Annotated in this window: 21 protein-coding genes; 5 read left to right on the forward strand and 16 right to left on the reverse strand. The window is 71.8% G+C overall.

Annotation, left to right across the window (positions count from 1 at the left end; genetic code table 11):
* Positions 1–48: 48 nt before the first annotated feature.
* Positions 49–2139, forward strand: a complete 2091-nt coding sequence (locus EIM48_RS01065; protein WP_125110903.1) for a carbon starvation CstA family protein — start codon at positions 49–51, stop codon at positions 2137–2139.
* Between the two features lie 10 nt (positions 2140–2149).
* On the forward strand, positions 2150–2374 hold the full coding sequence (locus tag EIM48_RS01070; RefSeq protein ID WP_019397765.1) for a CstA-like transporter-associated (seleno)protein: 225 nt from the start codon (positions 2150–2152) through the stop codon (positions 2372–2374).
* 142 nt (positions 2375–2516) lie between these two features.
* On the opposite strand, the gene EIM48_RS01075 is transcribed toward EIM48_RS01070, so the two are convergent.
* The 4 genes from EIM48_RS01075 to ssb form a co-directional block, all read right to left on the reverse strand.
* On the reverse strand, positions 2517–3776 hold the full coding sequence (locus EIM48_RS01075) for a DUF819 family protein (protein ID WP_125110904.1): 1260 nt from the start codon (positions 3774–3776) through the stop codon (positions 2517–2519).
* A 75-nt stretch (positions 3777–3851) separates the two neighbouring features.
* Positions 3852–5945, reverse strand: a complete 2094-nt coding sequence (locus EIM48_RS01080; RefSeq protein WP_125110905.1) for a S9 family peptidase — start codon at positions 5943–5945, stop codon at positions 3852–3854.
* 110 nt (positions 5946–6055) lie between these two features.
* Entirely contained in the window at positions 6056–8008 is a 1953-nt protein-coding gene (locus EIM48_RS01085) for an oligopeptide transporter, OPT family (protein WP_125110906.1), read from the reverse strand.
* 178 nt (positions 8009–8186) lie between these two features.
* Positions 8187–8690, reverse strand: a complete 504-nt coding sequence (gene ssb, locus EIM48_RS01090) for a single-stranded DNA-binding protein (RefSeq protein ID WP_028915853.1) — start codon at positions 8688–8690, stop codon at positions 8187–8189.
* A 377-nt stretch (positions 8691–9067) separates the two neighbouring features.
* On the opposite strand from ssb, the gene EIM48_RS01095 reads away from it, so the two are divergent.
* The gene (locus EIM48_RS01095) at positions 9068–10075 is read left to right on the forward strand and encodes a polyprenyl synthetase family protein (protein WP_019398783.1); all 1008 of its coding nucleotides are present in this window, start codon (positions 9068–9070) and stop codon (positions 10073–10075) included.
* Between the two features lie 107 nt (positions 10076–10182).
* On the opposite strand, the gene murD is transcribed toward EIM48_RS01095, so the two are convergent.
* The 3 genes from murD to EIM48_RS01110 all read right to left on the reverse strand — a co-directional run bounded on the left by murD (position 10183) and on the right by EIM48_RS01110 (position 15730).
* A complete protein-coding gene (murD, locus tag EIM48_RS01100) occupies positions 10183–11571 on the reverse strand; it encodes a UDP-N-acetylmuramoyl-L-alanine--D-glutamate ligase (RefSeq protein ID WP_125110907.1) in 1389 nt (462 codons plus the stop codon).
* Positions 11552–12907, reverse strand: coding sequence for a UDP-N-acetyl-alpha-D-muramoyl-L-alanyl-L-glutamate epimerase (gene murL, locus EIM48_RS01105; RefSeq protein WP_125110908.1), 1356 nt, complete (start codon positions 12905–12907; stop codon positions 11552–11554). The genes murD and murL overlap by 20 nt, the downstream gene beginning before the upstream one ends.
* 198 nt (positions 12908–13105) lie before the next feature.
* A complete protein-coding gene (locus EIM48_RS01110) occupies positions 13106–15730 on the reverse strand; it encodes a bifunctional aspartate kinase/diaminopimelate decarboxylase (RefSeq protein WP_125110909.1) in 2625 nt (874 codons plus the stop codon).
* Positions 15731–15952: 222 nt separating this feature from the next.
* Between EIM48_RS01110 and EIM48_RS01115 the strand changes: the two genes are divergently transcribed.
* Together EIM48_RS01115 and EIM48_RS01120 are read left to right on the forward strand one after the other, a co-directional pair.
* On the forward strand, positions 15953–16813 hold the full coding sequence (locus tag EIM48_RS01115; RefSeq protein ID WP_125110910.1) for a PhzF family phenazine biosynthesis protein: 861 nt from the start codon (positions 15953–15955) through the stop codon (positions 16811–16813).
* Between the two features lie 34 nt (positions 16814–16847).
* Complete coding sequence (locus EIM48_RS01120) at positions 16848–17729, forward strand: PhzF family phenazine biosynthesis protein (protein ID WP_125110911.1); 882 nt, start codon at positions 16848–16850, stop codon at positions 17727–17729.
* 62 nt (positions 17730–17791) lie between these two features.
* On the opposite strand, the gene EIM48_RS01125 is transcribed toward EIM48_RS01120, so the two are convergent.
* From EIM48_RS01125 to ftsH, 9 genes are all read right to left on the reverse strand, one after another.
* A complete protein-coding gene (locus tag EIM48_RS01125; RefSeq protein WP_232211035.1) occupies positions 17792–17983 on the reverse strand; it encodes a DUF2065 family protein in 192 nt (63 codons plus the stop codon).
* Entirely contained in the window at positions 17983–18846 is an 864-nt protein-coding gene (gene hflC, locus EIM48_RS01130; RefSeq protein ID WP_125110912.1) for a protease modulator HflC, read from the reverse strand. The genes EIM48_RS01125 and hflC overlap by 1 nt, the downstream gene beginning before the upstream one ends.
* The gene (hflK, locus tag EIM48_RS01135; protein WP_019398776.1) at positions 18843–19973 is read right to left on the reverse strand and encodes an FtsH protease activity modulator HflK; all 1131 of its coding nucleotides are present in this window, start codon (positions 19971–19973) and stop codon (positions 18843–18845) included. The genes hflC and hflK overlap by 4 nt, the downstream gene beginning before the upstream one ends.
* Positions 19974–20089: 116 nt before the next feature.
* Positions 20090–21424 carry a ribosome rescue GTPase HflX gene (hflX, locus tag EIM48_RS01140; RefSeq protein ID WP_125110913.1) on the reverse strand — a complete coding sequence of 445 codons (1335 nt, stop codon included), beginning with the start codon at positions 21422–21424 and terminating at the stop codon, positions 20090–20092.
* 17 nt (positions 21425–21441) lie between these two features.
* Positions 21442–21717, reverse strand: coding sequence for an RNA chaperone Hfq (hfq, locus tag EIM48_RS01145; protein WP_019398774.1), 276 nt, complete (start codon positions 21715–21717; stop codon positions 21442–21444).
* A 71-nt stretch (positions 21718–21788) separates the two neighbouring features.
* A complete protein-coding gene (gene miaA, locus EIM48_RS01150) occupies positions 21789–22772 on the reverse strand; it encodes a tRNA (adenosine(37)-N6)-dimethylallyltransferase MiaA (RefSeq protein ID WP_125110914.1) in 984 nt (327 codons plus the stop codon).
* Between the two features lie 8 nt (positions 22773–22780).
* A complete protein-coding gene (gene folP / locus EIM48_RS01155; RefSeq protein WP_125110915.1) occupies positions 22781–23680 on the reverse strand; it encodes a dihydropteroate synthase in 900 nt (299 codons plus the stop codon).
* Positions 23681–23708: 28 nt separating this feature from the next.
* The gene (locus EIM48_RS01160; RefSeq protein ID WP_125110916.1) at positions 23709–23990 is read right to left on the reverse strand and encodes a hypothetical protein; all 282 of its coding nucleotides are present in this window, start codon (positions 23988–23990) and stop codon (positions 23709–23711) included.
* 3 nt (positions 23991–23993) lie between these two features.
* Positions 23994–25931: an ATP-dependent zinc metalloprotease FtsH gene (gene ftsH / locus EIM48_RS01165; RefSeq protein ID WP_019399873.1), complete on the reverse strand. Its 1938-nt coding sequence runs from the start codon at positions 25929–25931 to the stop codon at positions 23994–23996.
* Positions 25932–25978 lie beyond the last annotated feature (47 nt).

The following is a 25978-nucleotide window of genomic DNA, read 5'->3' on the forward strand; positions in this document are numbered from 1 at the left end:
GCACTGCAGCAAGAACAACCTGTGCTTCCCCCCCGTCGGAGACCCTCCGTGAAGGCATTCTCGAAGGTTGCGTGGGCGGCGTTGGCGCTGCTCGGCGCGTTCTGCCTGGCCACGATCGCCCTGCGCCGCGGCGAACAGATCAACGCCCTCTGGATCGTGGTTGCGGCCGTTTCGATCTACCTGGCCGCCTACCGCATCTACGGCCAGTTCATCGCCAACCGGGTCATGGGCCTGGATCCCAGCCGGGCCACGCCCGCCGTGCTGCACAACGATGGCCTGGACTACGTGCCTACGAACAAGCACGTGCTGTTCGGCCACCACTTCGCCGCCATCGCCGGCGCCGGCCCGCTGGTCGGCCCCGTGCTCGCCGCGCAGATGGGCTACCTGCCCGGCCTGCTGTGGCTGGTGGTCGGCGTGGTGCTGGCCGGCGCGGTGCAGGACTTCATGGTCCTGTTCATCTCCTCGCGCCGCGACGGCCGCTCGCTGGGCGACCTGGTGCGCGAGGAGATGGGGCGCATCCCCGGCACCATCGCCCTGTTCGGCGCCTTCCTGATCATGATCATCATCCTGGCGGTGCTGGCGATGGTGGTGGTCAAGGCGCTGGCGGAGAGCCCGTGGGGCATGTTCACCGTGATCGCGACCATGCCGATCGCGATCTTCATGGGCATCTACATGCGCTACATCCGTCCCGGCAGGATCGGCGAGATCTCGGTGGTCGGCCTGGTCCTGTTGCTGGCCGCGATCTGGCTCGGCGGCCAGGTCGCCTCGCACCCGACCTGGGGCCCGGCCTTCACCTTCACCGCGACCCAGATCACCTGGATGCTGATCGGCTACGGCTTCGTCGCCTCGGTCCTGCCGGTGTGGCTGCTGCTGGCGCCGCGCGACTACCTGTCCACCTTCCTCAAGATCGGCACCATCGTCGCCCTGGCCATCGGCATCGTGATCGTGATGCCGGAACTGCGCATGCCCGCGCTCACCCAGTTCGCTGCCAGCGGCGACGGCCCGGTGTGGAAGGGCGGCATGTTCCCGTTCCTGTTCATCACCATCGCCTGCGGCGCGGTGTCCGGCTTCCACGCCCTGATCAGCTCCGGCACCACGCCCAAGCTGCTGGCCAACGAGGGCCACGCCCGCTACATCGGCTACGGCGGCATGCTGATGGAATCGTTCGTGGCGATCATGGCCCTGGTCGCGGCCTCGATCATCGACCCGGGCGTGTACTTCGCCATGAACAGCCCGGCGGCGGTGATCGGTGCCGACGCAGCATCGGCCGCGGCCCACATCACCCAGCAGTGGGGCTTCACCATCACCCCGCAGGACCTGGAGGCCACGGCCGCGGCGATCGGCGAACCGACCATCCTGCACCGCGCCGGTGGCGCACCTACGCTGGCGGTAGGCATCGCCCAGATCCTGCATGAGGCCATCCCCGGCGGCAGCGACGCGATGATGGCGTTCTGGTACCACTTCGCGATCCTGTTCGAGGCGCTGTTCATCCTCACCGCGGTGGATGCCGGCACCCGCTCGGGCCGCTTCATGCTGCAGGACCTGCTGGGCAACTTCATCCCGGCGCTGCGCCGCACCGAGTCCTGGGGCGCGAACATCATCGCCACCGGCGGCTGCGTCGCGCTGTGGGGCTACCTGCTCTACACCGGCGTGGTCGATCCGTTCGGCGGCATCCAGACCCTGTGGCCGCTGTTCGGCATCTCCAACCAGATGCTGGCCGGCATCGCGCTGATGCTGGGCACGGTGGTGCTGTTCAGGATGAAGCGCGACCGCTACGCCTGGGTCACCGCCCTGCCGGCGGCCTGGCTGCTGATCTGCACCACCTGGGCCGGCCTGATCAAGATCTTCGACGGCAACCCGGCCCAGGGCTTCCTCGCCCAGGCGCGCAAGTTCCAGGACGGCATCGCCGCCGGCCAGGTGCTGGCCCCGGCCAAGACCATGGACCAGATGCACCAGGTGGTCACCAACGCCTACGTCAACACCGGCCTGACCGCGCTGTTCCTGCTGGTGGTGCTCGCGATCCTGGTCTATGCCGTCCGCGCGATCCTGGCCGCCCGCGCCAACCCGCAGCGCACGGACCGCGAGACCGCCTACGTCGCGCTCACCGCGGAACAGCAGGCCGCGCAGGCCCACCTGTAAGGAGGACGCCATGGGTACCCAGCTCGTCCCCGTCGCCCACTACGCCACGCACAAGCGGGTGTGGCGGCGGCTGGTCCAGACCGCGCGGCTGTGCTGCGGCATCCCGGACTACGACAACTATGTCCGGCATATGCTGGAGAAGCATCCGGACAAGGAGCCGATGGATTACAAGACCTTCTTCCGCGAGCGGCAGGAAGCCCGTTACGGGGGCCGCAGCGGCTTCCGCTGCTGCTGAAGGTCGCAGCAGATGCCACCGGAAAGGCGAAGCGCAGGCTTCGCCTTTTCCTTTTCCGGGATGCTGCCAGGGCATGGGTACGGGGAAAAAAGAAAGGCGAAGCCGGGGCTTCGCCTTTCCGGTGCGCAGCTGGAAGGGTGGCCTACTGCCCGGCCATCATCCGCAGGATCTGCCCCAGCCAGTACGCGATCATCGTGCCGGTGGCATAGCCCACCGTGCCCAGCAGCACCCCCACCGGGGCCAGCGTCGGATGGAAGGCCGCGGCCACCACGGGCGCCGAGGCGGCGGCGCCGATGTTGCCCTGCGAACCGATGGCGAAATAGAACAGCGGCGCGCGCACCAGCCTGGCCGCCCCCCACAGCACCAGGATGTGCACGCCCATCCACACCACGCCCAGCGCCAACAGGCCGGGCCGCTCGGCCAGGCGGGTGAAGTCCATCTGCATGCCGATGCTGGCGATCAGGAAGTACAGGCACGCGCTGCCGATCTTGGCCATGCCCGCGTTTTCCAGCCGCCGCACCGGGGTGAAGCTCAGCCCCAGGCCGGCGAAGGTGGCCAGCAGCACCACCCAGACGAAGGCCGAGTCCAGGCTGTACTGGCTGGCGTTGGGCACGTGCGCGCCGAACCAGGCGGCCACCGGCGCGGACACGGCGTGGGCCGCGCCGACGATGCCGAAGCCGATGCCCAGGATCACCATCAGGTCGGTGAGGGTCGGGATGCGCGCGTTGGCCGCCTCGTAGGCCTCCAGGCGCTTCTTCATCTCGTCGATGGCCGAGGTGTCGGCGCCGCTGCGCGCATCGATCGTCGCCGCGCGCCCGGCCAGGAACAGCAGGGTCGCCATCCACAGGTTGGCGATGGCCACGTCCACCACCGCGAACTGGCCGAACAGGGTGGCGTCGACCTGGTACACCTCGCGGATCGCCACCATGTTGGCGCCGCCGCCGATCCAGCTGCCGGCCAGCGCCGCCATGCCCTTCCACACCTCGCCGGCCACGACGTCCGGCCAGAACCACTGGAACAGCTGGAAGGCCACGATCGCGCCCAGGAACAGGCCGAAGGTGGCGGCGCAGAACACGAACAGCAGCCGTGGACCGAGCCTGAGCACGCCCTTCAGGTCGATGGTCATGGTCAGCAGGACCAGGGCCACCGGCAGCAGCACGCGGCTGCCGATCGGGTTGTAGACCGCGCCCTGGCTGCCGTCGATCAGGCCAACGGTGTTGTAGATCGCCGGCACGAAGTAGCACAGCAGCAGCGCCGGCACCCAGGCGAAGAACTTCTTCCAGAACGGGGTGGGCCCGCTGGCCAGCCAGAAGATCAGGCCCAGGGTGGCCGCGATCAGGCCGAACACGACGATGTCGTTGGCGATCAGGGCAGTCGACGTTTCGGCGGTTTCGGGCGTCATGTACAGCTCCGTTGCTTGCGGTGCGGCGGGGCCGCGCAAAGCGGAAAGCCGGCTCGCGCCGGCTTTCCGTCTGGTTCACTGGCCGATGTGCTTCTTCAGCCAGGCGTTGACGGTGTCGTGCCAGAGCACGCTGTTGGCCGGCTTGAGCACCCAGTGGTTCTCGTCCGGGAAGTACAGCAGCTGCGACTCGATCCCCTTGCGCTGCAGCGCGGTGAAGGCGGACAGGCCCTGGTCCACCGGCACGCGGTAGTCCTTCTCGCCCTGCACCACCAGCATCGGCACGCGCCACTTGGCGACGTGGTTGACCGGGTTGAACTTCTCGAAGTTCTCCGGCTTGTCGTACGGGGTGCCGCCGTTCTCCCACTCGGTGAACCACAGCTCCTCGGTCACGTAGCCCATGGCGCGGGTGTCGAACACGCCGTCGTGGTTGACCAGGCACTTCCACGGCGAGCTTCCATCGGACTCGAACCAGTTGCCGGCGATCCAGTTGATCATGTAGCCGCCGTAGCTGGCGCCAAGGGCGCAGGCGCGGCCGCCGTCCAGGAACGGGTACTTCTGCTGCGCCGCGGCCCAGCCCTTCTGCAGGTCCTCCAGCGGCTTGCCGCCCCAGTCGCCGCTGATGGAATCGGTGAAGGCCTGGCCGTAGCCGGTGGAGCCGTGGAAGTCGATCATCACCACGGCGTAGCCCTGGCCGGCGTAGGTCTGCGGATTCCAGCGGTAGCTCCAGCCGTCGCCGAAGCTGCCCTGCGGGCCGCCGTGGATCAGGAACGCCACCGGGTAGCGCTTGCCTTCCTCGTAGTTCCACGGCTTGACCACGTAGCCGTGCACGGTCTCGTTGTTCCAGCCGGCGAAGGTGAACTGCTCGTACTCGCCGAAGGCCACCTCCGGCAGCATCTCGCCCGCGCTGGGGGTGATGGCGCGCTGCGCGGCCGGGCTGGACAGCGCGGCGGTGAACAGCTGGTCGCCACTCTTGAGGGAGTTGCGGGTGAAGGCCAGGGTGTCGCCGGCGATGTCGAAGGCGGAGATGCTGCCCTCGCCCACCACCTGCTCGACCTTGCCGCTGGCCACGTCCACCGCGAACAGCGGGTGCTGGCCCAGGTGCTGGGCGGTGGTGTAGATGGTCTTGCCGTCGGCGGACAGCACGATGCCATCGGCGCTGCGGTCCCACCTCGGCGCGATCTCGCGCACCTTGCCACTGGCCAGGTCCATCGCCATCAGGCCGAAGCGGTCGGCCTCGAAGCCCGGGCGCTTCATCGCGCGGTAGTACAGGGTCTTGCCGTCGGCGCTGAACACCGGGCCGGTGTCCCAGGCCGGGTTGGAGGCGGTCAGGTTCTTCAGCGGCTGGCCGTCGCGGTACAGGTACAGGTCGAAGTTGGTCGACCACGGCTCCTGGCGGTCGGCCACGCGCATGGAGAACACCAGCGACTTGCCGTCCGGCGACCAGGTGTACTCGTCGGAACCGCCGAACGGACGCGACGGCACGTGGCCCACCGGGTCGTTCTTCGCCGCGCCCACCAGCACCGGTGCCGGCGCCTTGTCGCCGTTGGCCGGCGTGGTCACGAACAGGCGGCTGTGGCGGCCGTCGGCCCAGGTGTCCCAGTGGCGCACGAACAGCTGCTCGTAGAGCACGCCGCTGGTCCTGGACTTCTCGCGCTCGTCCAGGCGCGAGACCGTGCAGTCCAGGTCGGCGCCGCAGTCGGGGAACACGTCCATGCTCACCGCGATGCGCTTGCCGTCCGGGGAGACCTTGTAGCTGCCGATGTCCAGCGGATAGCGGGTCAGCTGCCGCGGCTGCCCGCCGGTGACCGGGATCGAGTACAGCTGCTGGGTGCCGTCCTTCGCGCTGAGGAAGTACACCGACTGGCCATCGGCGGAGAACGCGGGCGAGTTGACGCTCCAGCCTTCCGGGGTCAGGCGCCTGGGCGGTGCCAGGTCGCGGGTGCGCAGGTCGCGGATCCACAGGCCGGTGCTGGCCTTGCCCAGGTCCTCGCCGATCTCGCGCTTGGCGAACACCACGCGCGCGCCGTCCGGCGACAGCACCGGGGAAGAGACGCGGTCCAGCTTGTGCAGGTCGCGGACGTCGAAGCCGCGGGCGGCCTCGGCCTCGTTGGCCACGCCGAGGACGAGCAGGCCGGCCAGGGCCAGGGCGAGGGGCGTGCGTGCGGACATCGGGGACTCCTTGGAATGAAGGCGATCCCGGATGCTAGGCAGCGCCGCCGGGCCGGCGCAAAGGCGGAAGGTCATGCCGGCCTTCCGCCCGGTTTGCCGAGCCTGCCGGCTCAGCCCGCCTGTTCTGCGCGCTTGCCGGTGCGGTACAGCAGCCAGCCGACCAGGGCCAGCACCACCAGGCCCACCCACTGCCCGGCGGCGCCCAGGTCCACCGGCAGCGCCAGCACCTCGGCGTCCTGGCTGATCACGATCGGCAGGGCGATGCCGATGCCCATCAGCGCCTCGCCGGTGATCAGGCCGGCCGAGAACAGCACGCCGGGACGGTGCACGCGGTCCAGCGCCGCCTCGTCGTCGGGGCTGGCCTTGTGGAAGCGCTCGACCAGGTGCGCCAGCAGGCCGCCGAGGAAGATCGGCACCATCAGTTCCAGCGGCAGGTAGATGCCGATGGCCGCGGCCAGCACCGGCACGCGGAAGCGCTTGCCGGTCTTCTTCAGCCAGCCGTCGATCGCGATCACGATCGCGCCGATCACCGCGCCGATGCCGATCATGGTCCACGGCAGCTCGCCGCCGAACAGGCCCTTGGCCACCGAGGCCATCAGGTTGGCCTGCGGCGCCGGCAGGGTCTTGGAGCCGATGCCGTAGGCCTCCTGCAGCAGGTTCAGCACCGGGGCCATGATCAGCGCGCAGGAGAAGGCGCCGATGCCCAGCATCAGCTGCTGCTTCCACGGGGTGGCGCCGACCAGGTAGCCGGTCTTCAGGTCCTGCAGGTTGTCGCCGCCCACGGCCGCGGCGCAGCACACCACCGCGCCGATCATGATCGCCGCGACCGCGCCCAGCGGCGCGCCGCCGACCTGGGTCTGGCCGTCGGCGCCCAGCAGCACCAGCAGCACCACCGAGGCGAACAGGATGGTGGCGATGGTGATGCCCGAGACCGGGTTGTTGGACGAGCCGACCAGGCCGGCCAGGTAGCCGGACACGGACACGAACAGGAAGCCGGCCGCGATCATGATCAGGGTCATGGCCAGGCTGGCCACCCAGAAGCCGACGATGGCGTGGTACAGCAGCCACAGCGGCACCACGAAGGCCACCAGCGCCACCAGCATCCACTTCATCGGCAGGTCGCGGTCGGTCTCGGCGATCACCGCGCCGTGCATCGCGCCCTTGCGCGCGGCGGCGAAGCCGCTCTTGATGCCGGCCAGCAGGGAGTTGCGCAGCGAGAACAGGGTCCACACGCCGCCGATCAGCATCGCGCCCACGCCCAGGAAGCGGACCTTGGCCGACCAGATGGCGAAGGCCGCGTCAGCCGCCGGTGCACCGGCAATCGCGCTGGCCAGGGCCGGATCGCTGTCGAGGAAGAAGGCGTGGTACAGCGGGATGGCGATGTGCCAGGACAGGATCGCGCCGGACAGCACCACGATGCCCACGTTCAGGCCGACGATGTAACCCACGCCCAGCAGCGCCGGCGACAGGCCGGTGCCGAGATAGCCGATCACCTTGTTGTTGGCGAAGTAGCCGGCCACCGCCCAGCTGTCCGGGATCAGGCGCAGGCCGTTGGCGGCGGCCAGCTTGACCAGGCCACCGATGGCGGCGGAGATGCCGAGGATCTTCAGGCCCGGGCCGGGATTCTCGCCGGCCTTGAGCACTTCGGCCGCGGCCTTGCCCTCGGGGAACGGCAGCGGCTCCTCGACGATCATCGTGCGCCGCAGCGGCACCGAGAACAGCACGCCCAGCAGGCCGCCGAGGCCGGCGATGCCCAGTACCCACCAGTAGTCGAAGTCCGGCCAGTAGCCCATCAGGACCAGGGCGGGGATGGTGAAGATCACGCCGGCGGCGATCGACGAGCCGGCCGAGGCGCCGGTCTGGACGATGTTGTTCTCCAGGATGGTGCCGCCGCCCAGCAGGCGCAGCACGCCCATGGACACCACCGCCGCGGGGATCGCGGTGGCCACGGTCAGGCCGGCGAACAGGCCGAGGTAGGCATTGGCCGCCGACAGCACCACCGCGAGCACGATGGCGAGGACGACGGCGCGGAAAGTCAACTGTGGCGTGCCCGGGCCGGCCATTCTGTTACCCCTGCATACAAAGAGGCCGCCACGTTATCGGCCCCGGGGCGGCAGGTCCAGTACCGGTGCCGTCCCTTTCCGGACCGGCAGGCGCACAAACGCGGCGCGGACGGCCAGGGCCGTCCGCGCCGGGACATTCCGGGACCGGGCCGGCGCCGCCGGGGCGGCGCGGGCCGGCTCAGAACGGGATGTCGTCGTCGGCGAAGCCGTCGTCGAAGCCGCCCGCCGCCGGGGCGGCCGGGGCCGGCGCCGGGGCGCTGCGCTGGCCGCCACCGTACTCGCGGCGCGGCGGGGCGCTGCGCTGCGGCCGGTCGCCGCCGGCATAGCCACCCTCGCCGCCACCGCCGCCACGGCCACCGAGCATCTGCATCTCGTCGGCGATGATCTCGGTGATGTAGCGCTCCTGGCCGTCCTGGCCGGTGAACTTGTCGTAGCGGATCGAGCCTTCCACGTAGCACTGCGAGCCCTTGCGCAGGTACTCGCCGGCGATCTCGCCGAGCTTGCCGAAGAACTTCACCCGGTGCCACTCGGTGCGCTCCTGGGTGTTGCCATCGCGGTCCTTGCGCACGCTGGTGGTGGCCAGGCGGATGGTGGTCACGGCCATGCCGGACTGCGTGTACTTGGTTTCGGGATCGTCGCCGAGGTTGCCGACCAGGATCACCTTGTTGATGCCGCGCGCCATAGTTCTGATTCCGTGTGCAGGACCCGACCGGATCCGGGGAAGGTAGGAGAGTATAGCCGCCCCTCCCGCGCCATCGCCGGAGAGCGGATCCTTGCGTAGGGATATTCCGCAGGTGCGTGCCGATCCCTGCGCCCGGCCCCGCGTTGCCCGCCCGTGGCCGGCGGACCGCCCCGCTTCCGTCGCGGCCAGCCTGCCCCTGCCCACGCTCCGGCCCAGGGCAGGACCACACGCTGCGCGTTCAGGTATCCGAACGCGCAGCGCGCCCCGCGCCAGGCAGGCACCGGTCCGAAGGGCGCGCCAGTGGCCAGCCCCCCCCTGCTTGGGGCTGCCCGCTGCCGGCGGCTTATAATTTCGCGCCTGTATTCCAGGCGGCCAGCATGGCAGACCACTTCAGCTCCCCCTCCTACGCCTCCCTGCCCCAGATCCAGGCCCTCGCGGCCGCCGACATGGCCGCGGTCGACAGCCTGATCCGCACCCGCCTGGCGTCGGACGTGGTCCTGATCAACCAGATCGCCGAGCACATCGTCTCGGCCGGCGGCAAGCGCCTGCGCCCGATGCTGGTGGTGCTGGCCGGGCAGGCCACCGCCGGCAGCTTCGGCACCACCGCCGACCACCACCAGCTGGCGGCGATCATCGAGTTCATCCACACCTCCACCCTGCTGCACGACGACGTGGTCGACGAATCCGACCTGCGCCGCGGCCGCAGCACCGCCAACGCGATCTGGGGCAACGCCGCCAGCGTGCTGGTCGGCGACTTCCTGTACTCGCGCAGCTTCCAGCTGATGGTCGAGCTGGACCGGATGGAGGTGATGCAGGTGCTGGCCGACACCACCAACCGCATCGCCGAAGGCGAGGTGCTGCAGCTGCTGCACGTGCGCAACCCGGACACCGACGAGGCCGCCTACCTGCGCGTGATCGAGCGCAAGACCGCGGTGCTGTTCGCCGCCGGCACCCGCCTGGGCGCGCTGGCCTCCAATGCCGACGCCGCCACCCAGCAGGCGCTGTACGACTACGGCATGGCCCTGGGCTATGCCTTCCAGATCGCCGACGACGTGCTCGACTACACCGCCGATGCCGCCACCCTGGGCAAGAACCTCGGCGACGACCTGGCCGAGGGCAAGGCCACCCTGCCGCTGATCCACGCCATGACCCATTCCGGCGAGGCCACCCGCCAGCGCCTGCGCCAGATCGTGCAGGAAGGCGACACCTCGGCCATGGACGAGGTGCTGGCCGCGATCCGCGCCACCGGCGGCCTGGAGTACAGCCGCAAGCGCGCGATGGACTACGCCGCCGAGGCCGAGGCGGCGCTTGCCGGGCTGCCGGAGAGCGAGGCCCTGCAGGCGCTGCGCGGCCTGGCCCGCTACGCGGTCGAGCGCAGCCACTGATCCCCGGGGCGCCGCGCGGCCCATCCCTTTGCACCTGCTCGCGCGGCCCGTCCGCGCGCCGCACCGCGGCCTGCCGCAGTGCACCCCCGCGGCCCCGGCTACGTCGCTCAGGCCACGCCAAGCCCGGGAATGGCGCTGATGCCGTCCGGATCGAACCCGGCCAGGGCCGCGAAGTGGCGGCCTCGCTCGGTGTAGTCGCGATAGGCGCCGAAACTCGGCGCGCCCGGCGACAGCAGGACCAGGCCGCGGCCGGCCAGCAGCCGCTGCGCGCGGGCCACCGCGTCGGCCAGGTCGTCGGCCGCTTCCAGCGCGAACAGGCCCTCGGCGGCCAGCGGTGCCAGCAAGTCATGGATGCGCGGGCCATTGGCGCCCATGGTGACCACCGCCCGTGGCGGCTGCGCACGCAGGCGCTCGGCGAAGCCGTGCCAGTCCAGGCCGCGGTCGTGGCCGCCCAGCAGGATCGCCACCGGCGAGCCGCGATGGCAGTCCAGCGCCGCCAGGCTGGCGTGCGGGGTGGTGCTGATCGAATCGTTGACGTAGCCGATGCCGTCGCGCTCGCCCAGCCACTGCAGGCGGTGCGGCAGCGGGCGGAAGTCCATCGCCGCCGGCGCCAGCGGCGCGGCGTCCACGCCCAGCGCCTCGATCGCCGCCAGCACCGCGCACAGGTTGCCGCGGTTGTGGCGCCCGGGCAGCGGCACGGCCGCGGTGTCGAACACGAAGGCGTCGCCGCGGTACAGGGCGTCGTCGCGCAGGTGCCAGCCGTCCTCGCGGTTGAACCACACGATGCGGCTGTCCGGAAGCTGCAGTCGCGCCAGGCGCGGATCGGCGGCGTTGAGCACCGCGGTGCGCGGCCGCGCTCCGGTGACCAGGCGCAGCTTGTCCTCGATGTAGCGGTCTTCGCTGCCGTGCCAGTCCAGGTGCTCGGGGAACAGGTTGAGCACCACCGCCACCTCCGGATGCGCACCACTGCGGGCGACGTCGCCGGTCTGGTAGCTGGACAGTTCGATCGCCCAGAACTCCGGCGCCGGTTGCGGATCCAGTACTTCGAGCAATGGCAGGCCGATGTTGCCGGCCAGGGCGGTGCGGTGGCCGCCGGCGCGCAGCAGGTGGGCCAGCAGCGAGGTGGTGGTGCTCTTGCCCTTGGTACCGGTCACGCACACGGTGCGTGCATCGGCATGCTCGCCGAACCACAGCGTAGTCCCGCCAATGAAGCACGTGCCGCGCGCGGCGGCGGCCAGGGCCTCGGGCTTGTACGGGCTGATGCCCGGCGACTTCACCACGATGTCGAACGCGGCCAGCGCATCGGCATCGACCTGGGTGCGCGGCTGCAGCAGCGGATCGCCCAGGCCGGCGACGGTGGCCGCCTCGGCCTCGTTGCAGAACAGCGCCAGCGGCAGCTGCGGCAGCCGCGTGCGGATCGCCTTCCAGGCGGCGCGGCCTTCGCGCCCCCAGCCCCACAACGCGACGCGCCGTCCCTCAAGCTGCGAAATGCGCACTCACCCGCTCCCACAGCGCGGCCGGCACGCGGTGCTCGCCACCGGCCTGCAGCAGCGGTTCGATCGCCAGTTCCGCCGGATCCAGCTGCGGCCGGATCTCGCGCGCGTAGCGCGCCACCAGCGCGTCCTCGCGCCATTCGGCACGGCCGGCCAGCTGCTCCATCGCCGCGCGCGATTCCCTGCCCTCGCCCACGCACTCGAACGGCTTGTGGTCCTGGAACTCCAGCAGCGCGTCGTAGCCGGCGGCCTGGCCCGGATCGTCCAGCAGGTTGCGCCCGAAGATCCTCACCAGCCGGGGCTTGGGCATGAACGGTGCCAGCGCCAGGAACACGAAGTGGCACTTCGGGCACAGCCCGCACCAGCGCTGCGCCGGCTTTTCGCCGAGGATGTGGAAGTTGCGGTTGCAGCTGGAGAAATGCGCGTCGTAGCGGTCGCTGCGCGCGAACTGCCGCGCCACCGCCAGCTCCGACAGCGGGCGCAGCAGCGAGTAGTAGTGCAGGTCGGCCGCAACCACGCGCTCGACGTGCTCGCCGAAGGCCTGCTCGAAGGCCCAGCCCTTGGACCACTGGTGGTTCACCTCGCCGGTGCCCGGGATCAGGCTGCCGTAGCTGGCCGAGCGCTCGTTGGAGAACACCACCTGGCTGTGGCCGGTGAGCAGCGCGGCCAGCACCAGGATCGCCGAGTTCACCGCGGTCACCGGGATATGGCCGTTGTACGCGCCCTGGCGGTTGATCTCGAACAGCGCCGGCGCCAGCGCGCGGCCGATGTTGAGCGTGGCCAGGCCGGTGCGCTCGGCGCAGGTGCGGATCAGCTGCGAGCCGCCGATCCAGGCCACGGTCTGCTCCACCCCGGCGGCGCGCAGCGCCTCGATGCTGACCAGCGAGTCCTTGCCGCCACCGATGGCCACCAGTGCGCGTTCCGGCAGCCCGGCGGCCGGTGCCTGCCCGGTTGCGGCGCCGTCACGCGGGAAGCGGATGCGCCCGCGCAGGTCCAGGCCGTTGCGGTAGGCGAACTCGCCCAGGCCGTTGAGGTACACCTGCTCCATCAGCGCGGCGGTGGCCTCGTCGATGGGGTAGCCGTCGATCCGGATCTGCGGCGGCACCGCGGCCTTGTAGTAGCTGACGCCCGCGACCAGGTGCAGCAGGCGCAGGGCCTGTTCCACCGCCGCGGCGCGGGTGGCGTCCAGCGCGAACGGGGCGCCGGGGATGGTGACGGTTTCCACCAGCTCCGGGCCTTCGTCGAAGGCGTAGGCCAGCTCGGCCACGCCGGTCGCCGGGTCGAAGCCGCAGCGGACGAAGCGGAAAACGCGGATGGAATCGCGGTCGAATGCAGTCATGCAGGATCCAGGGTGGAGCACGCCGGGCGCCGCGGTGCGGGGCCGCCAGGCAGGAAATCGGGGGTGGCGGCCGCGCCGCGGCCCGCCACGGAAGCCGCCAGCGTAGCGCCAAGCGCGGCCGAAGGCAGCCTTGACCGCCGCGCGCCGGGGCCACGGGCGGCGCCGGCCACGGCGGCGGCGCCCGGGAGCAGGCCCGTGTCAGGCCACGGGCCCATCGATCACGTCCTCCGGCGGCAGCTCGCGCAGGTTGTAGCGGCTGGCCATGGCATGGCCGTAGGCGCCGGTGTCGGCCAGCAGCATCACGTCGCCCGGGGCGGTGTCGCGTGGCAGCCGGCGGCGCTTGCCGAACAGGTCGCTGGACTCGCAGATCGGGCCGACCACGTCGAACTGGCCATCGGCCGGGGCATCGATCCGCTGCAGGTTCACGATGTCGTGCCAGGCGTCGTACATCGCCGGGCGCACCAGCGCGTTCATGCCCGCGTCCAGGCCCACGCGCACGATGCCGTCCTTCTCCACCACCTGGGTGGCGCGCGCCAGCAGCACGCCGGCCTCGGCCACCAGGAAGCGGCCCGGCTCGACCACCAGGCCGAACGCCGGGTGCACCGCGCGCACCTCGGCCAGGCTCGCGGCCCAAGCCTCCAGGTCGAACGGTTCGTCGTCCGGCGCGTACGGGATCGGCAGGCCGCCGCCGATGTCCAGGGTCGCCACGGTGCCGATGCGGCGGGCGAAGCCGGCCAGCTCGTCGCACATCTGCCGCCAGTGGCCCATGTTCTCCACCCCGCTGCCCAGGTGCGCGTGCAGGCCGGTGATGACGATGCCAAGCGCGCGCGCCTCGGCCACGAACTCGTCCACCCGCTGCGCGGACAGGCCGAACTTGGCCTCCTTGCCGCCGGTGTTGACCTTCTGGTGGTGGCCGTCGCCGTGGCCCAGGTCGATGCGCAACCACAGCGAGCGGCCGCGGAAGGTCTCCGGCCAGTTGCGCAGCAACTCGACGTTGTCGACGGTGACGGTCACGCCCAGCGCCAGCGCCTGCTCGTATTCCCCGCGCGGGGCGAAGCTGGGGGTGAACAGCACCCGCGACGGCTCGATCCCCGGCACCGCGGCGAACACGTGGTGCAGCTCGGCCAGCGACACGCACTCCAGGCCGAAGCCCTCCTCCGCCAGCACCTTGAGGATCGCCGGGTGCGGATTGGCCTTGATCGCGTAGTAGCGGCGGTCCACCGCGGCCACCGCCTGCAGCTGCCGCGCGCGCTCGCGCACGGTCGGCAGGTGGTAGACGTAGCGCGGCGTGCCGGCTTCGGCCAGCTGCAGCAGGCGCGGCCGCTCCAGCTTCCACCACGGCTGCGGGCGCGGCCGCACCGCGCCGTTGATCTCGCGCCAGCGCGGGCCGAACACCTCGGTTTCCTGCACCGGCATGGCGCCGCTGTCGATCAGCGCGGCGTGCAGCTGCGGCAGCAGGCCGTCGGCGTCGGCCTCGTCGATCACGAAGGTCAGGTTCAGGTCGTTGGACGACTGCGAGATCATGTGCACGCGCTCGTGCACGAAGCTGGAGAACACCTCGGACAGCCGGTGCAGCAGCGAGCGCATGCCGCGGCCGACGAGGGTGATGGCGGCGCACGGCACGATCACCTTCACCCGCCCGATCTTCCCCAGGTCCTCGGCCAGCGCCGAGAGCACGTTCTGGCTCAGCAGGTTCTCGCTCGGATCCAGCGACACGGTGACGTTGGTCTGCGAGGTGCCGATCATGTCCACCGACAGCCCGTGCTTGCGGAACAGCGCGAACACCTCGGCCAGGTAGCCGACCTGCTGCCACATGCCGATGTCCTCCACCGACACCAGGACCACGCCGTTGCGGCGGCTGATCGCCTTCACGCCGGCCACGGTGGCGGCGCTGCGGTCGATCACCGTGCCTGGCAGCTCCGGGCGCTCGGTGTCCAGGATCGCCATCGGCACGCCGGAGTCGCGGCATGGCTTGATCGAGCGCGGGTGCAGCACCTTGGCGCCGGTGGTGGTGATTTCCTGCGCCTCGGCGTAGCCCAGGCGGCTGAGCAGGCGCGCGTCCGGGACCTCGCGCGGGTTGGCGCTGAACATGCCGGGCACGTCGGTCCAGATCTCCACGCGGCTGGCGCCCAGCAGCGCGCCGAAGTACGCGGCCGAGGTATCCGAACCGCCGCGGCCGAGGATCGCGGTGCCGCCGTCCTGGTGGCGGGCGATGAAGCCCTGGGTGATGAGCACGCGCGTGGGCTGCCGCGCGAAACGCGCGCGCCAGTCTCCGTCGGACTCCCAGTGGCAGTTCACCGACAGCCGCTGCGCCCACTCGCTCTGGTTCGGCTGCGGCGGCAGCGCGCGCAGCCAGTCGCGCGCGTCCATCCAGCCGATGTCCAGTCCCTGCTTGCGCAGGTAGGCCGCGCCCAGGGTGGACGAGAGCAGTTCGCCCTGGGCCAGCACCTCGGCCTGCCAGTCCAGCGGCCGGGTCGCGGCGCGCGGGTCCTCGAGCAGGCCGCGCAGCACGGCCAGGCGCTCGCCCAGCGCCACGTCGGCATCCAGCTCCAGTTCGGCGAGGAATTCGCGGTGGCGCGCTTCCAGCGCGGCCACGCGCGCGGCGGCGTCCTCGCTGCCGTCGGCGATCGCGGTCAGTTCGTTGGTCACCCCCGACAGCGCCGATACCACCACCAGCACGCGGCCGCCGGTGACCTCGGCCCGCTGTTTCGCCAGTTTGCCGATCGTGTCCCAGCGATGGCGACGGGACACCGAGGTACCGCCGAACTTGAGGACGATCCAGCCGCCTTGGGCGGCGTCTTGCGCGGGCGAAGCTGCGGACATTGAGTTGGCTTGACCACCCGACCACCGGGCATGAGCCGCCGATTCTAAGCGCAATCCACGCGCATCCCGGGCGTGCCGGCGCACTTCGTTGCAGCTTCCATCAGGCTGCGGGAAGCGTCACACCGGCAACCAATTCCCCGCCACGCCCGAGGCATCGCGCGCGCACTCGCGCAGGCATGCACGCTGCGCCTAACCTGCTCTTCCCCACCGAGGACGCCTGCCATGCCGACCCGCCGCTTCCTGCAGCTCGACGTGTTCGCCCATGCCCCCGGCGCCGGCAATCCGCTGGCGGTGATGCTCGACGCCGAAGGCCTGGACGAGGCGCGCATGCAGGCCTTCGCCGCCTGGACCAACCTCTCGGAGACCATCTTCTTCCTGCCACCGACCACCGCGCAGGCCGATTACCGCGTCCGCATCTTCACCCCGGTGATGGAGTTGCCGTTCGCCGGGCATCCCAGCGTGGGCGCGGCCTGGGCCGCGGTGGATGCCGGCCTGGCGCGCCCGCGCGCCGGGCGCCTGGTGCAGGAATGCGCCGCCGGCCTGCTGCCGGTGCGTGCCGACCAGGCCGGCGATGCGCTGCATCCGGCGGTGCGCAGCCCGCGTGCGCAGCGCCGCGACCTGGCCGCGCCGGACTGGCTGCTGGCGGACACGGTGTTCGGCGCGCGCCGCGGCGCGCTGCCGCCGGCGCTGTGGAACAACGGCCCGGACTGGTGGCTGCTGGAACTGGCCGATGCCGCCGCGGTGCGTGGCCTGCGGCCGGACCTGGGCGCGATCGCGGCGCTGCCGGGCAAAGGCAAGCTGGCGGTGTTCGCCCCGGGCGACGGCGAGGCCGACCTGGCGGTGCGCGCCTTCGCACCCGGCGTCGGCATCCCGGAGGACCCGGCCACCGGCAGCGTCAACGCCCTGGTCGCCGCCGCCCTGCACCGGGCCGGGCGCCTGCCCGGCCGCGGCGGCCGCTACCTGGCCAGCCAGGGCCGCGAACTGGGCCGCGATGCACGCCTGCGGCTGGAGGTCGACGGCGACGGCGAGGTCTGGGTCGGCGGCCCGGTGCAGGCGGTGATCCGCGGAACGGTGGACTGGTAATCTCGGGCGCCCTGCCCACCCCCGAGGTTCCCCGATGCCCCTGCGCCCCTTCGTCCAGGTGGACGTGTTCGCCGACCGGCCTGGCGCCGGCAACCCGCTGGCGGTGGTGCTGGACGCCACCGGCCTGGACAACGCGGCAATGCAGGCCATCGCGCGCTGGACGCGGCTGCCGGAAACCACCTTCGTGTTCCCGCCGACCCAGCCCGGCGCCAGCTATGCGCTGCGCATGTTCAGCCCGAAGCGCGAGGTGCCGTTCGCCGGCCATCCCAGCGTAGGCACCGCGCACGCGGTGCTGGAGGCCGGGCTGGCCAGGCCGGACGCGGATGGCCTGCTGCTGCAGGAGGGGGTGGCCGGGCTGCTGCCGTTGCGGGTGGAGGAATCCGGCGGCGTACGCCGCATCGCCATCCGCACCCCGCGCGCGCACCTGGTGGAAGTGGCCGACGCGCGCGCCTCGCGCATGCTCGAGGCGCTGGACTGGCTGCCCCCCGGCGAACTGCCGCCGGCGCTGATGGACGGCGGCCGCCGCTGGTGGGTGGCCGAGGCCCGCGACGAGGCCAGCCTGCGCAACGCGCAGCCGGACTGGGACGCGATCGCCGGCCTGGCCCGTGCCACCGACAGCATGGGCGTGCTGGCCTTCGCCCGCTGCGCCGGGCGCGACTACCAGGTCGCCGCGCGCGCCTTCGTCGGCGGCCCGGCGATCTTCGAGGACGCCGCGTCCGGCGCGGCCAACGCCACCCTGGCCGCATGGCTGGCGCTGCGCGACGCCCTACCCGGCAGCGGCGGCCGCTATACCGTCAGCCAGGGCCGCGAGGTCGGCTACGACGCGCGCCTGGACATGTACGTCGACGGCGACGGCCAGGTCTGGTCCGGCGGCCAGGTGGCCAGCGTGGTGCGCGGCCAGATCGACTGGCGCTGAGCGCATCCCCGGAAACGACGCGGGCGCCCCGTGGCGCCCGCGTCATGGACCATCGAGGGCCCTCAGGCCTGCCGTACCAGCCACAGCACCGCCACGGCCACCAGCAGCACGCCCAGGCCGAAGCGCCGCAGCGCGTCGTCCGGCCGTTGCAGCAGCCGCAGCATCGCCTGCCGCCACGCGCGCGGCGCGGCGAACAGGAACAGCCCTTCGAGCACGGCGGCCAGGCACAGCGCCGGGACCAGCGTTTCCAGCATCAACGATCGCTCTTGAGGTACTGCAGGAACGGGTCGTTGCGGTCCAGCACCACCACGCCCTGGCCGTCGGCGAACGCGCGGCGGTAGGCCTCCAGGCTGCGGTAGAAGGCGTAGAACGCCGGATCGGCCGCCGCCGCCTGCGCGTACAGGCGCGCCGCCTCGGCATCGCCCTCGCCGCGCAGGCGCTGCGCGTCGCGCTCGGCCTCGGCCACGATCACCGCCTGGTCGCGGTCGGCCTGCGCGCGCACGGTGCGCGCCTGCTCCTCGCCCTCGGCGCGCAGCGCGCTGGCCACCTGCTTGCGCTCGGCGCGCATGCGGTCGTAGACCTGCTTGATCACGTCCGAATCGGTGGGCAGGTCGATCTGCTTGAGGCGGATGTCGACGATGCGCATGCCCAGGGTCAGGGCGCCGCGGTTGATGCCCTCCAGCTGGCGCTGGATGACCCCGCTGCGGTCGCCGGACACCAGCTGGGTCAGGGTACGGGCGTTGATCTCGTTGCGCAGCGAGTCCTTGATGATCGGCGCCAGGCGGTCGGCGGCGGCGCTCTCGTCGCCGCCGGTGGCGCGGTAGAACGCGCGCACGTCGTCGATGTAGCCAATGGCCACGAAGTCGACGCTGACGTCCTTGCGCTCGGAGGTCAGGTAGCGCTCCGGGGAGAAGTCGATCAGGCTGAAGCGGCGGTCGAACACGCGCGCGGTCTCGACCAGCGGCACCTTGAAGTGCAGGCCCGGGCCGATGTCGGTACGGGCCACCCGGCCCAGGTTCAGGACCAGGCCGACCTGGTCCTCGCGCACCACGAACACCGAGCCCATCAGGCCCAGCAGGCCGGCCACCGCCAGCGCGATCCACAGGGGATACTTCATCGGCTCACCTCCCCGCGCCCGGTGCGGGTCCCGTCACGGGTCCCGTCGCGCAGGTTGTCGGGACTGCTTTCGATCACCGGCAGCAAGGCCTCGCCGGCCGGCGCCGGCGCGGCGGTGCCCGCCTGCGGCTGGCTGGCGGCGTTGGCCCCCGGCATCGGCACGTAGATCAGCTGGCGGCTGTCGCCGCCGACCACCTTGCGGTTGCGCGACAGCACGTCCTGCACGGTCTCCAGCCACAGGCGCTTGCGGGTCACCTCCGGCGCGCTGCGGTACTCCTCGCGCAGCAGCGAGAAGCGGGCCACGTCGCCCTCGGCCTGGGCGATCTTGGCCGCCTTGTAACCCTCGGCCACGGTGCGGCGGCGGGCCGCCTCGCCGCGCGCCTCGGGCACCACGCGCGCGGCGTAGGCACGCGCCTCGTTGATCAGCTGGTCCTTGATCTGCTGGGCGCTGTTGACCTCGTCGAACGCCGGCTTGACCTCCTCCGGCGGACGCGCGTCCTGCAGGTTGAGTTCGGTCACCACCAGGCCGGTGCGGTAGGCGTCCAGCGAGGCCTGCAGCTGCTCGGCGGCGCTCACCGACAGCGGGCCGCGGGCGCCGAGCACGGTGTCCAGGGTGGCGCGGCCGACCTGCTCGCGGACCACGCTCTGCGCCACCTGCTCCAGCACCCGGTCGGCGTCGCGCGAGCCGAACAGGTACAGGCGCGGGTCGCCGACCCGGTACTGCACGTTCATGGCCACGTTGACGATGTTCTCGTCGCGGGTCAGCACCGGCACGGTGTTGCTGAAGGTCTTGATCTGGGTCGCGTTGACCTTGACCACGCGCTCGATCGGCCACGGCCACTTGAGGTTCGGGCCGGGCTGCATGACCCGCGCGAACTGGCCGAAGCGCAGGACCACGCCGCGCTGCTGCTCGCCCACCAGCTGGAAGCTGGTCAGCACCACCAGCAGGGCCACGGCCAGCAGGATCCAGCGGCCGATGCCACCGCCGGCGCCTCCGAACAGGTCGCGCAGCCGGTCGAAGCCGCCACCCAGGCCGTTGCCGCCACCGGAGGGGCGGCGCGGGGGCCAGGGGTTGCGGCGGTTGTTGTCGGGGGAGTCCCCACCCTTGCCGGGTGTATTCCAGACCATGAACGCTCCGAGATGAGGGGCCCTGTGGCGGTGGGGGACCGCCAGGCAGGTCGCCGTCCGATTCTAGCAAGTCGCAGGCGGACGCCCGTCCGGACGGGCCGGGCGCCGCCGGGCGCTCAGCGCCCGTCCGTCTCCCATTCCTCGCGCGCCGGCTCCGGCAGCAGCGCGCGCAGCGGCGCGCCGTCGGCGCGCGCGGCCAGGCGCTCGGCCTCGCCGCGCGGCAGGTCCACCTGCAGCAGCCAGCCGTGCTCGTCGGCGTGCTCGCCGCGGACCGCGCCCAGCGCGTGCAGGTGCGAACGCAGGCGCCCGGCGGACGGCGGCAGGCGCAATTCGCCGGCGGCGCGCTGCAGGTCCAGGCGCCGGGCCAGGGCGTCCTGCAGCAGGTCCAGGCCCAGGCCGTCGCGCGCGGAGATCCACACCCGCTCGCGGTGCCCGGGTTCGTCGGCGGCGGAGGAGGCGTGGTCGTGGCGCGGCTGCGCGCCTTCGATCCGGTCGATCTTGTTGAACACCAGCAGCTGCGGCAGCTCGCCGGTGCCGACCTCGGCCAGGACCGCGTCGACCTGGGCGATGCGCTCCTCGCGGTGCGGGTCGGCGGCGTCGACCACGTGCAGCAGCAGGTCGGCCTCGCGTGCCTCCGACAGGGTCGAGCGGAACGCGGCCACCAGTTCGTGCGGCAGGTCGCGGACGAAGCCGACGGTGTCGGCCAGCACGACGCTGCCGCCGGGCAGGGAGATGCGGCGCACGGTCGGGTCCAGGGTCGCGAACAGCTGGTCGGCGGCGTAGGCGCCGGCGCCGGTCAGGGTGTTGAACAGGGTCGACTTGCCGGCGTTGGTGTAGCCGACCAGGGCCACCCGCGGCAGTTCGCTGCGCACGCGGGCGCGGCGCATCTGCGCGTGCTGCACCTCGACCTTGTCCAGCCGCTTCTGCAACTGCTCCAGGCGCTTCTGCAGCAGGCGGCGGTCGGTTTCCAGCTGGGTTTCGCCGGGGCCGCGCAGGCCGATCGAGCCGCCGCGCTGGCGCTCCAGGTGGGTCCAGCCGCGCACCAGGCGGGTGGCCATGTGCTTGAGCTGGGCCAGCTCGACCTGCAGCTTGCCCTCGTGGCTGCGCGCGCGCTGGGCGAAGATGTCCAGGATCAGGCCGGTGCGGTCCACCACCCGGCGCTGCAGGGCGCGCTCGAGGTTGCGCTCCTGCACCGGGGTCAGCTGGTGGTTGACCAGGATCAGGTCGGCGCCGGTGGCCTCGGCCGCGGCCTTGACCTCCTCGAGCTTGCCGCTGCCGATCAGGGTCGCCGGGTTGGGCCGGTCGATGCGCGCGGTCAGCGTGGCCGCGATGCTCGCGCCGGCCGAGCGGGCGAGGTCGGCGAACTCCTCCAGCACGTCCTCGGGCGCCGCCCCGCCCGCGTGGGGCTGGATCAGCAGCGCGTGTTCACCCTTGCGGGATCGTTCGAACAATCAATGCTCCCGGGCGCTCATGCGCCCTCGTCGCCGTCCTCTCCACCCTCGGCCGGCTGCTGCACGTATCCGCCGCCGGGGCCAACCCGGACGTTGCGCGACGGAACCACGGTGGAAATGGCGTGCTTGTAGACCATCTGGCTCACGGTGCTGCGCAACAGCACCACGAACTGGTCGAAGGATTCGATCGTACCCTGCAGCTTGATCCCGTTGACCAGGTAGACCGAGACCGGAACGCGCTCGCGGCGCAAGGCGTTCAGGAACGGGTCCTGCAGTGACTGCCCCTTGGACATCTGGCTCCCCTTATTCCTTTTTGTTGTTGTGGGTGGTGGTTCCGTGGACCTCCCCGGGTCCAGGGGGCATGTTACACAAGCGGGGTGCCGGCGTCCGGCCAGTCGCGGCCGGTGAACCGCGCCACCGTCGCGCGCAGGCGTGACGGGTCCTGGCGGGGGTCGAACCAGAGCGTGTCCAGCTCGCCGCGCAGCCAGGTCAGCTGGCGCTTGGCCAGCTGCCGGGTGGCGAAGATCGCGCGGTCGCGGAAGCCGGCGGCATCGCCCTGCCCATCCAGGAATTCCCAGGCCTGGCGGTAGCCCACGGCGCGCAGCGCCGGCAGGTCCATCGGCGCCGGGTGGTCGCGCAGCCGCGGCAGCGCGCGCAGGCGCCGCACCTCGTCGAGGAAGCCGGCGGCCAGCATCGCATCGAAGCGTGCGGCGATGCGCGCGTGCAGTTCGGCACGGCTGTCCGGGGCCAGCACCAGCTTCAGCACCTTCAACGGCAGCCGCGGCGGCGGCGGGTCGCGCTGCCAGGCGCTGATCGGCCGGCCGCTGACCCGGTACACCTCCAGCGCGCGCTGGATGCGCTGGGCGTCGCCGGGACGGATGCGCGCGCCGGCATGCGGGTCGACCGCGGCCAGTTCGGCATGCAGCGCTGGCCAGCCACGCGCCTCGGCCTCGGCCGCGATCGCGGCGCGCACCTGCGGGTCGGCCGGCGGCATCGCCGCCAGTCCGCGCAGCAGGGCCTGGAAGTACAGGCCGGTGCCGCCGGCCAGCACCGGCAGGCGCCCGCGCGCGGCGATGCCGAGCACCGCGGCGCGCGCGTCCTCGGCGAACTCGGCCGCCGAATACGGCTGCCACGGCTCGCGCACGTCGATCAGGTGGTGCGGCACGCCGGCGCGCTCGGCCGCGTCCGGCTTGGCCGCGCCGATGTCCAGGCCGCGATAGACCAGGGCCGAGTCGACGCTGACGATCTCCCCGTCCAGGCGCCGCGCCAGCTCGACCGCGAACGCGGTCTTGCCCGAGGCGGTCGGGCCCATCACCGCGATCGCCAGGGGCCGGGTGTCGGCAGGCATCGCCCGGGTCAGTCCTCGTCCGGCCAGCGGATCCCCGCCGGCGCCGGATCCTTGCGCGGGGCCGGCACCGCGGCCACCGCCTCCCACACCTTCAGCGCGTCGACCGTGGCGGCCACGTCGTGCACGCGCACGATGCGCGCGCCGCGCTGGGCCGCGACCAGGTGCGCGGCGACCGAGCCGGCCACGCGCTCGGCCGGGACCTGGCGCCCGGTCAGCGCGCCGATGGTGCGCTTGCGCGAGATGCCCGCCAGCACCGGCACGCCCAGGCTGGTGAAGCGTTCCAGCTGCGCCAGCAGGGCCAGGTTGTGGCCGTCGTCCTTGCCGAAGCCGAAGCCCGGGTCGACCACCAGGCGCGCGCGCGGGATGCCGGCCAGCTCGGCGGCGAAGATGCGGTCGGCCAGGTAGCGGTGGACCTCGGCGACCACGTCGTCGTAGTGCGGCGCTTCCTGCATCGAGCGCGGCTCGCCGCGCATGTGCATCAGCACCACCGGCACCCCGGCCACGGCTGCCGCGTCCAGCGCGCCCTCGCGCTCCAGCGCGCAGATGTCGTTGATCATGCCGGCGCCGACGGCCACCGCCGCGCGCATCACCTCCGGCTTGGAGGTGTCGATGCTGATCGGCACGCCGGTGCGCGCGGCCAGGCCCTCGATCACCGGGATCACCCGGCGCAGCTCCTCCTCGACGGAAACGCCTTCCGAACCGGGACGGGTGGACTCGCCGCCCACGTCCAGCAGGTCGGCGCCCTCCTCGACCAGGCGCAGGCCGTGGGCGATGGCCGAGGCGGCATCGGCGTGCGCGCCGCCGTCGGAGAACGAGTCCGGGGTGACGTTGACGATGCCCATGACCCGGGTGCGGTCCAGGCGCAGGATGCGGCCGGCGCAGTCCAGCCGCGGCGATGTGTCGAACATGGCGATGTCCCCTGGTGCGGCGCGCCGCCTAGCGGTCGTCGCCGAAGATCGCGGCGTCGACCCGGGCGGCGCGGCGCCGCGCGTACAGGCCGAAGCCGAAGGCCAATGCCGCGACCACCAGGCTGGCGCCGACCAGCACCAGTGGCAGCCGGCCCAGCGCGTAGAACAGGGTGGTCACGGAGAGCACGGTCGAGGCCCCGGCGAAGGCGCCGGCGCCGACGTTGCGCCACGGGTTGCGGACGTAATAGCTCGGCCGGGGCGTTTCCGCCCCGGCCGGGTCGCGACGCGGCTCGGGCGGAATCCCGGCCATGCCTCAGGTCTGGGTCGCCGGGCCGCCGACCGGCGGCAGCGGACGCGGATCGCCGCCCTTGTCGCCGCCATCCTTGCCCGAGCGGCCCCAACCGGCCGGCGGCGGCGGCTCGCGGCCTTCCATGATCGCGTCGATCTGCGGGCCGTCGATGGTCTCGTACTGCAGCAGGGCCTGCGACATCGCGTGCAGCTTGTCGATGTTCTCGCTGAGGATCTTCCTGGTCCGCGCGTAGGCCTTGTCCAGGATCGAGCGCACGACCTCGTCGATCTTGCGCGCGGTCTCGTCGGACACGTTCTTGTGCTGGGTCACCGAGCGGCCGAGGAACACCTCGTCCTCCTCCTCGCCGTAGGCGATCGGGCCCATCTCGTCGCTCAGGCCCCACTTGGTGACCATGTTGCGCGCCATCTTGGTCGCGCGCTCGATGTCGTTGGAGGCGCCGGTGGTGACCTTGTCCTCGCCGAAGATCAGCTCCTCGGCCACGCGCCCGCCGTACAGCGAGCACAGCTGCGACTCGATCGCCACGCGGTTCATCGAGTAGCGGTCGCCCTCGGGCAGGTACATGGTCACGCCCAGGGCGCGGCCGCGCGGGATGATGGTGACCTTGTAGACCGGGTCGTGCTCGGGCACCAGGCGGCCGACGATGGCGTGGCCGGCCTCGTGGTACGCGGTCAGGCGCTTCTCTTCCTCGCTCATGGCCATCGAGCGGCGCTCGGCGCCCATCAGGATCTTGTCGCGCGCGCGGTCGAAGTGGTCCATGCGCACTTCCTTGGCGTTCTCGCGCGCGGCGAACAGGGCCGCCTCGTTGCACAGGTTGGCCAGGTCGGCGCCGGAGAAGCCCGGGGTGCCGCGCGCGATCACCAGCGGCTCGACGTCGTCGGCCAGCGGCAGCTTGCGCATGTGCACCTTGAGGATCTGCTCGCGGCCCTTCACGTCCGGCAGGCCGACCACCACCTGGCGGTCGAAGCGGCCCGGGCGCAGCAGCGCCGGGTCGAGCACGTCGGGGCGGTTGGTCGCGGCGATCACGATCACGCCCTCGCCGCCCTCGAAGCCGTCCATCTCCACCAGCAGCTGGTTGAGGGTCTGCTCGCGCTCGTCGTGGCCGCCGCCCAGGCCGGCACCGCGGTGGCGGCCGACCGCGTCGATCTCGTCGATGAAGATGATGCAGGGGGCGTGCTTCTTGGCCTGCTCGAACATGTCGCGCACGCGGCTGGCGCCCACGCCCACGAACATCTCCACGAAGTCCGAGCCGGAGATCGAGAAGAACGGCACCCGCGCCTCGCCGGCGATGGCCTTGGCCAGCAGGGTCTTGCCGGTGCCCGGCGGGCCGACCATCAGCACGCCGCGCGGGATCTTGCCGCCCAGGCGCTGGAACTTGGACGGATCGCGCAGGAACTCGACCAGCTCGGCGACCTCCTCCTTGGCCTCGTCGCAGCCGGCCACGTCGGCGAAGGTGACCTTGACCTGGTCCTCGCCCTGCAGCTTGGCGCGCGACTTGCCGAAGGACATGGCGCCCTTGGCGCCGCCTCCGCCGCCCTGCATCTGCCGCATCATGAAGATCCAGAAGCCGATCAGCAGCAGCACCGGCAGGAAGTTCAGCACGATGCCCCAGAAGCCCGGTCCGGTGGACGGCTTCTCGCGCACGATGTCCACGTTCTTGCTGACCAGCTGGTCGATCAGCTTGCCGTCCATCGGCCCGACCACCTGGCCCTCGGTGCCGTCGGTGCGGCGGTAGCGGATGGCGTTGGCGGTGAAGGTGCTCTCGTCGGTGAACACCACCGAGCGGATGCGGCCGGCGTCCACGTCCTGCAGGAAGCGGGTGTAGCTGGGGGTCTCGCCCGCGGCCACGGTGCCGCCGCCGCGCGGCGAAAGGCTCTGGAAGACCACCATCAGCACGACGGCGACGACCACCCAAAGCAGCAGATTCTTGGTCAAGTCGTTCATCCTCATCGGCTCCGGTGTCCCGTTCTTTCCTGCATGTCCTGAAAAAT

It is taken from the genome of Pseudoxanthomonas sp. SGNA-20 (genome assembly GCF_003931635.1).
Lineage (GTDB): Bacteria > Pseudomonadota > Gammaproteobacteria > Xanthomonadales > Xanthomonadaceae > Pseudoxanthomonas.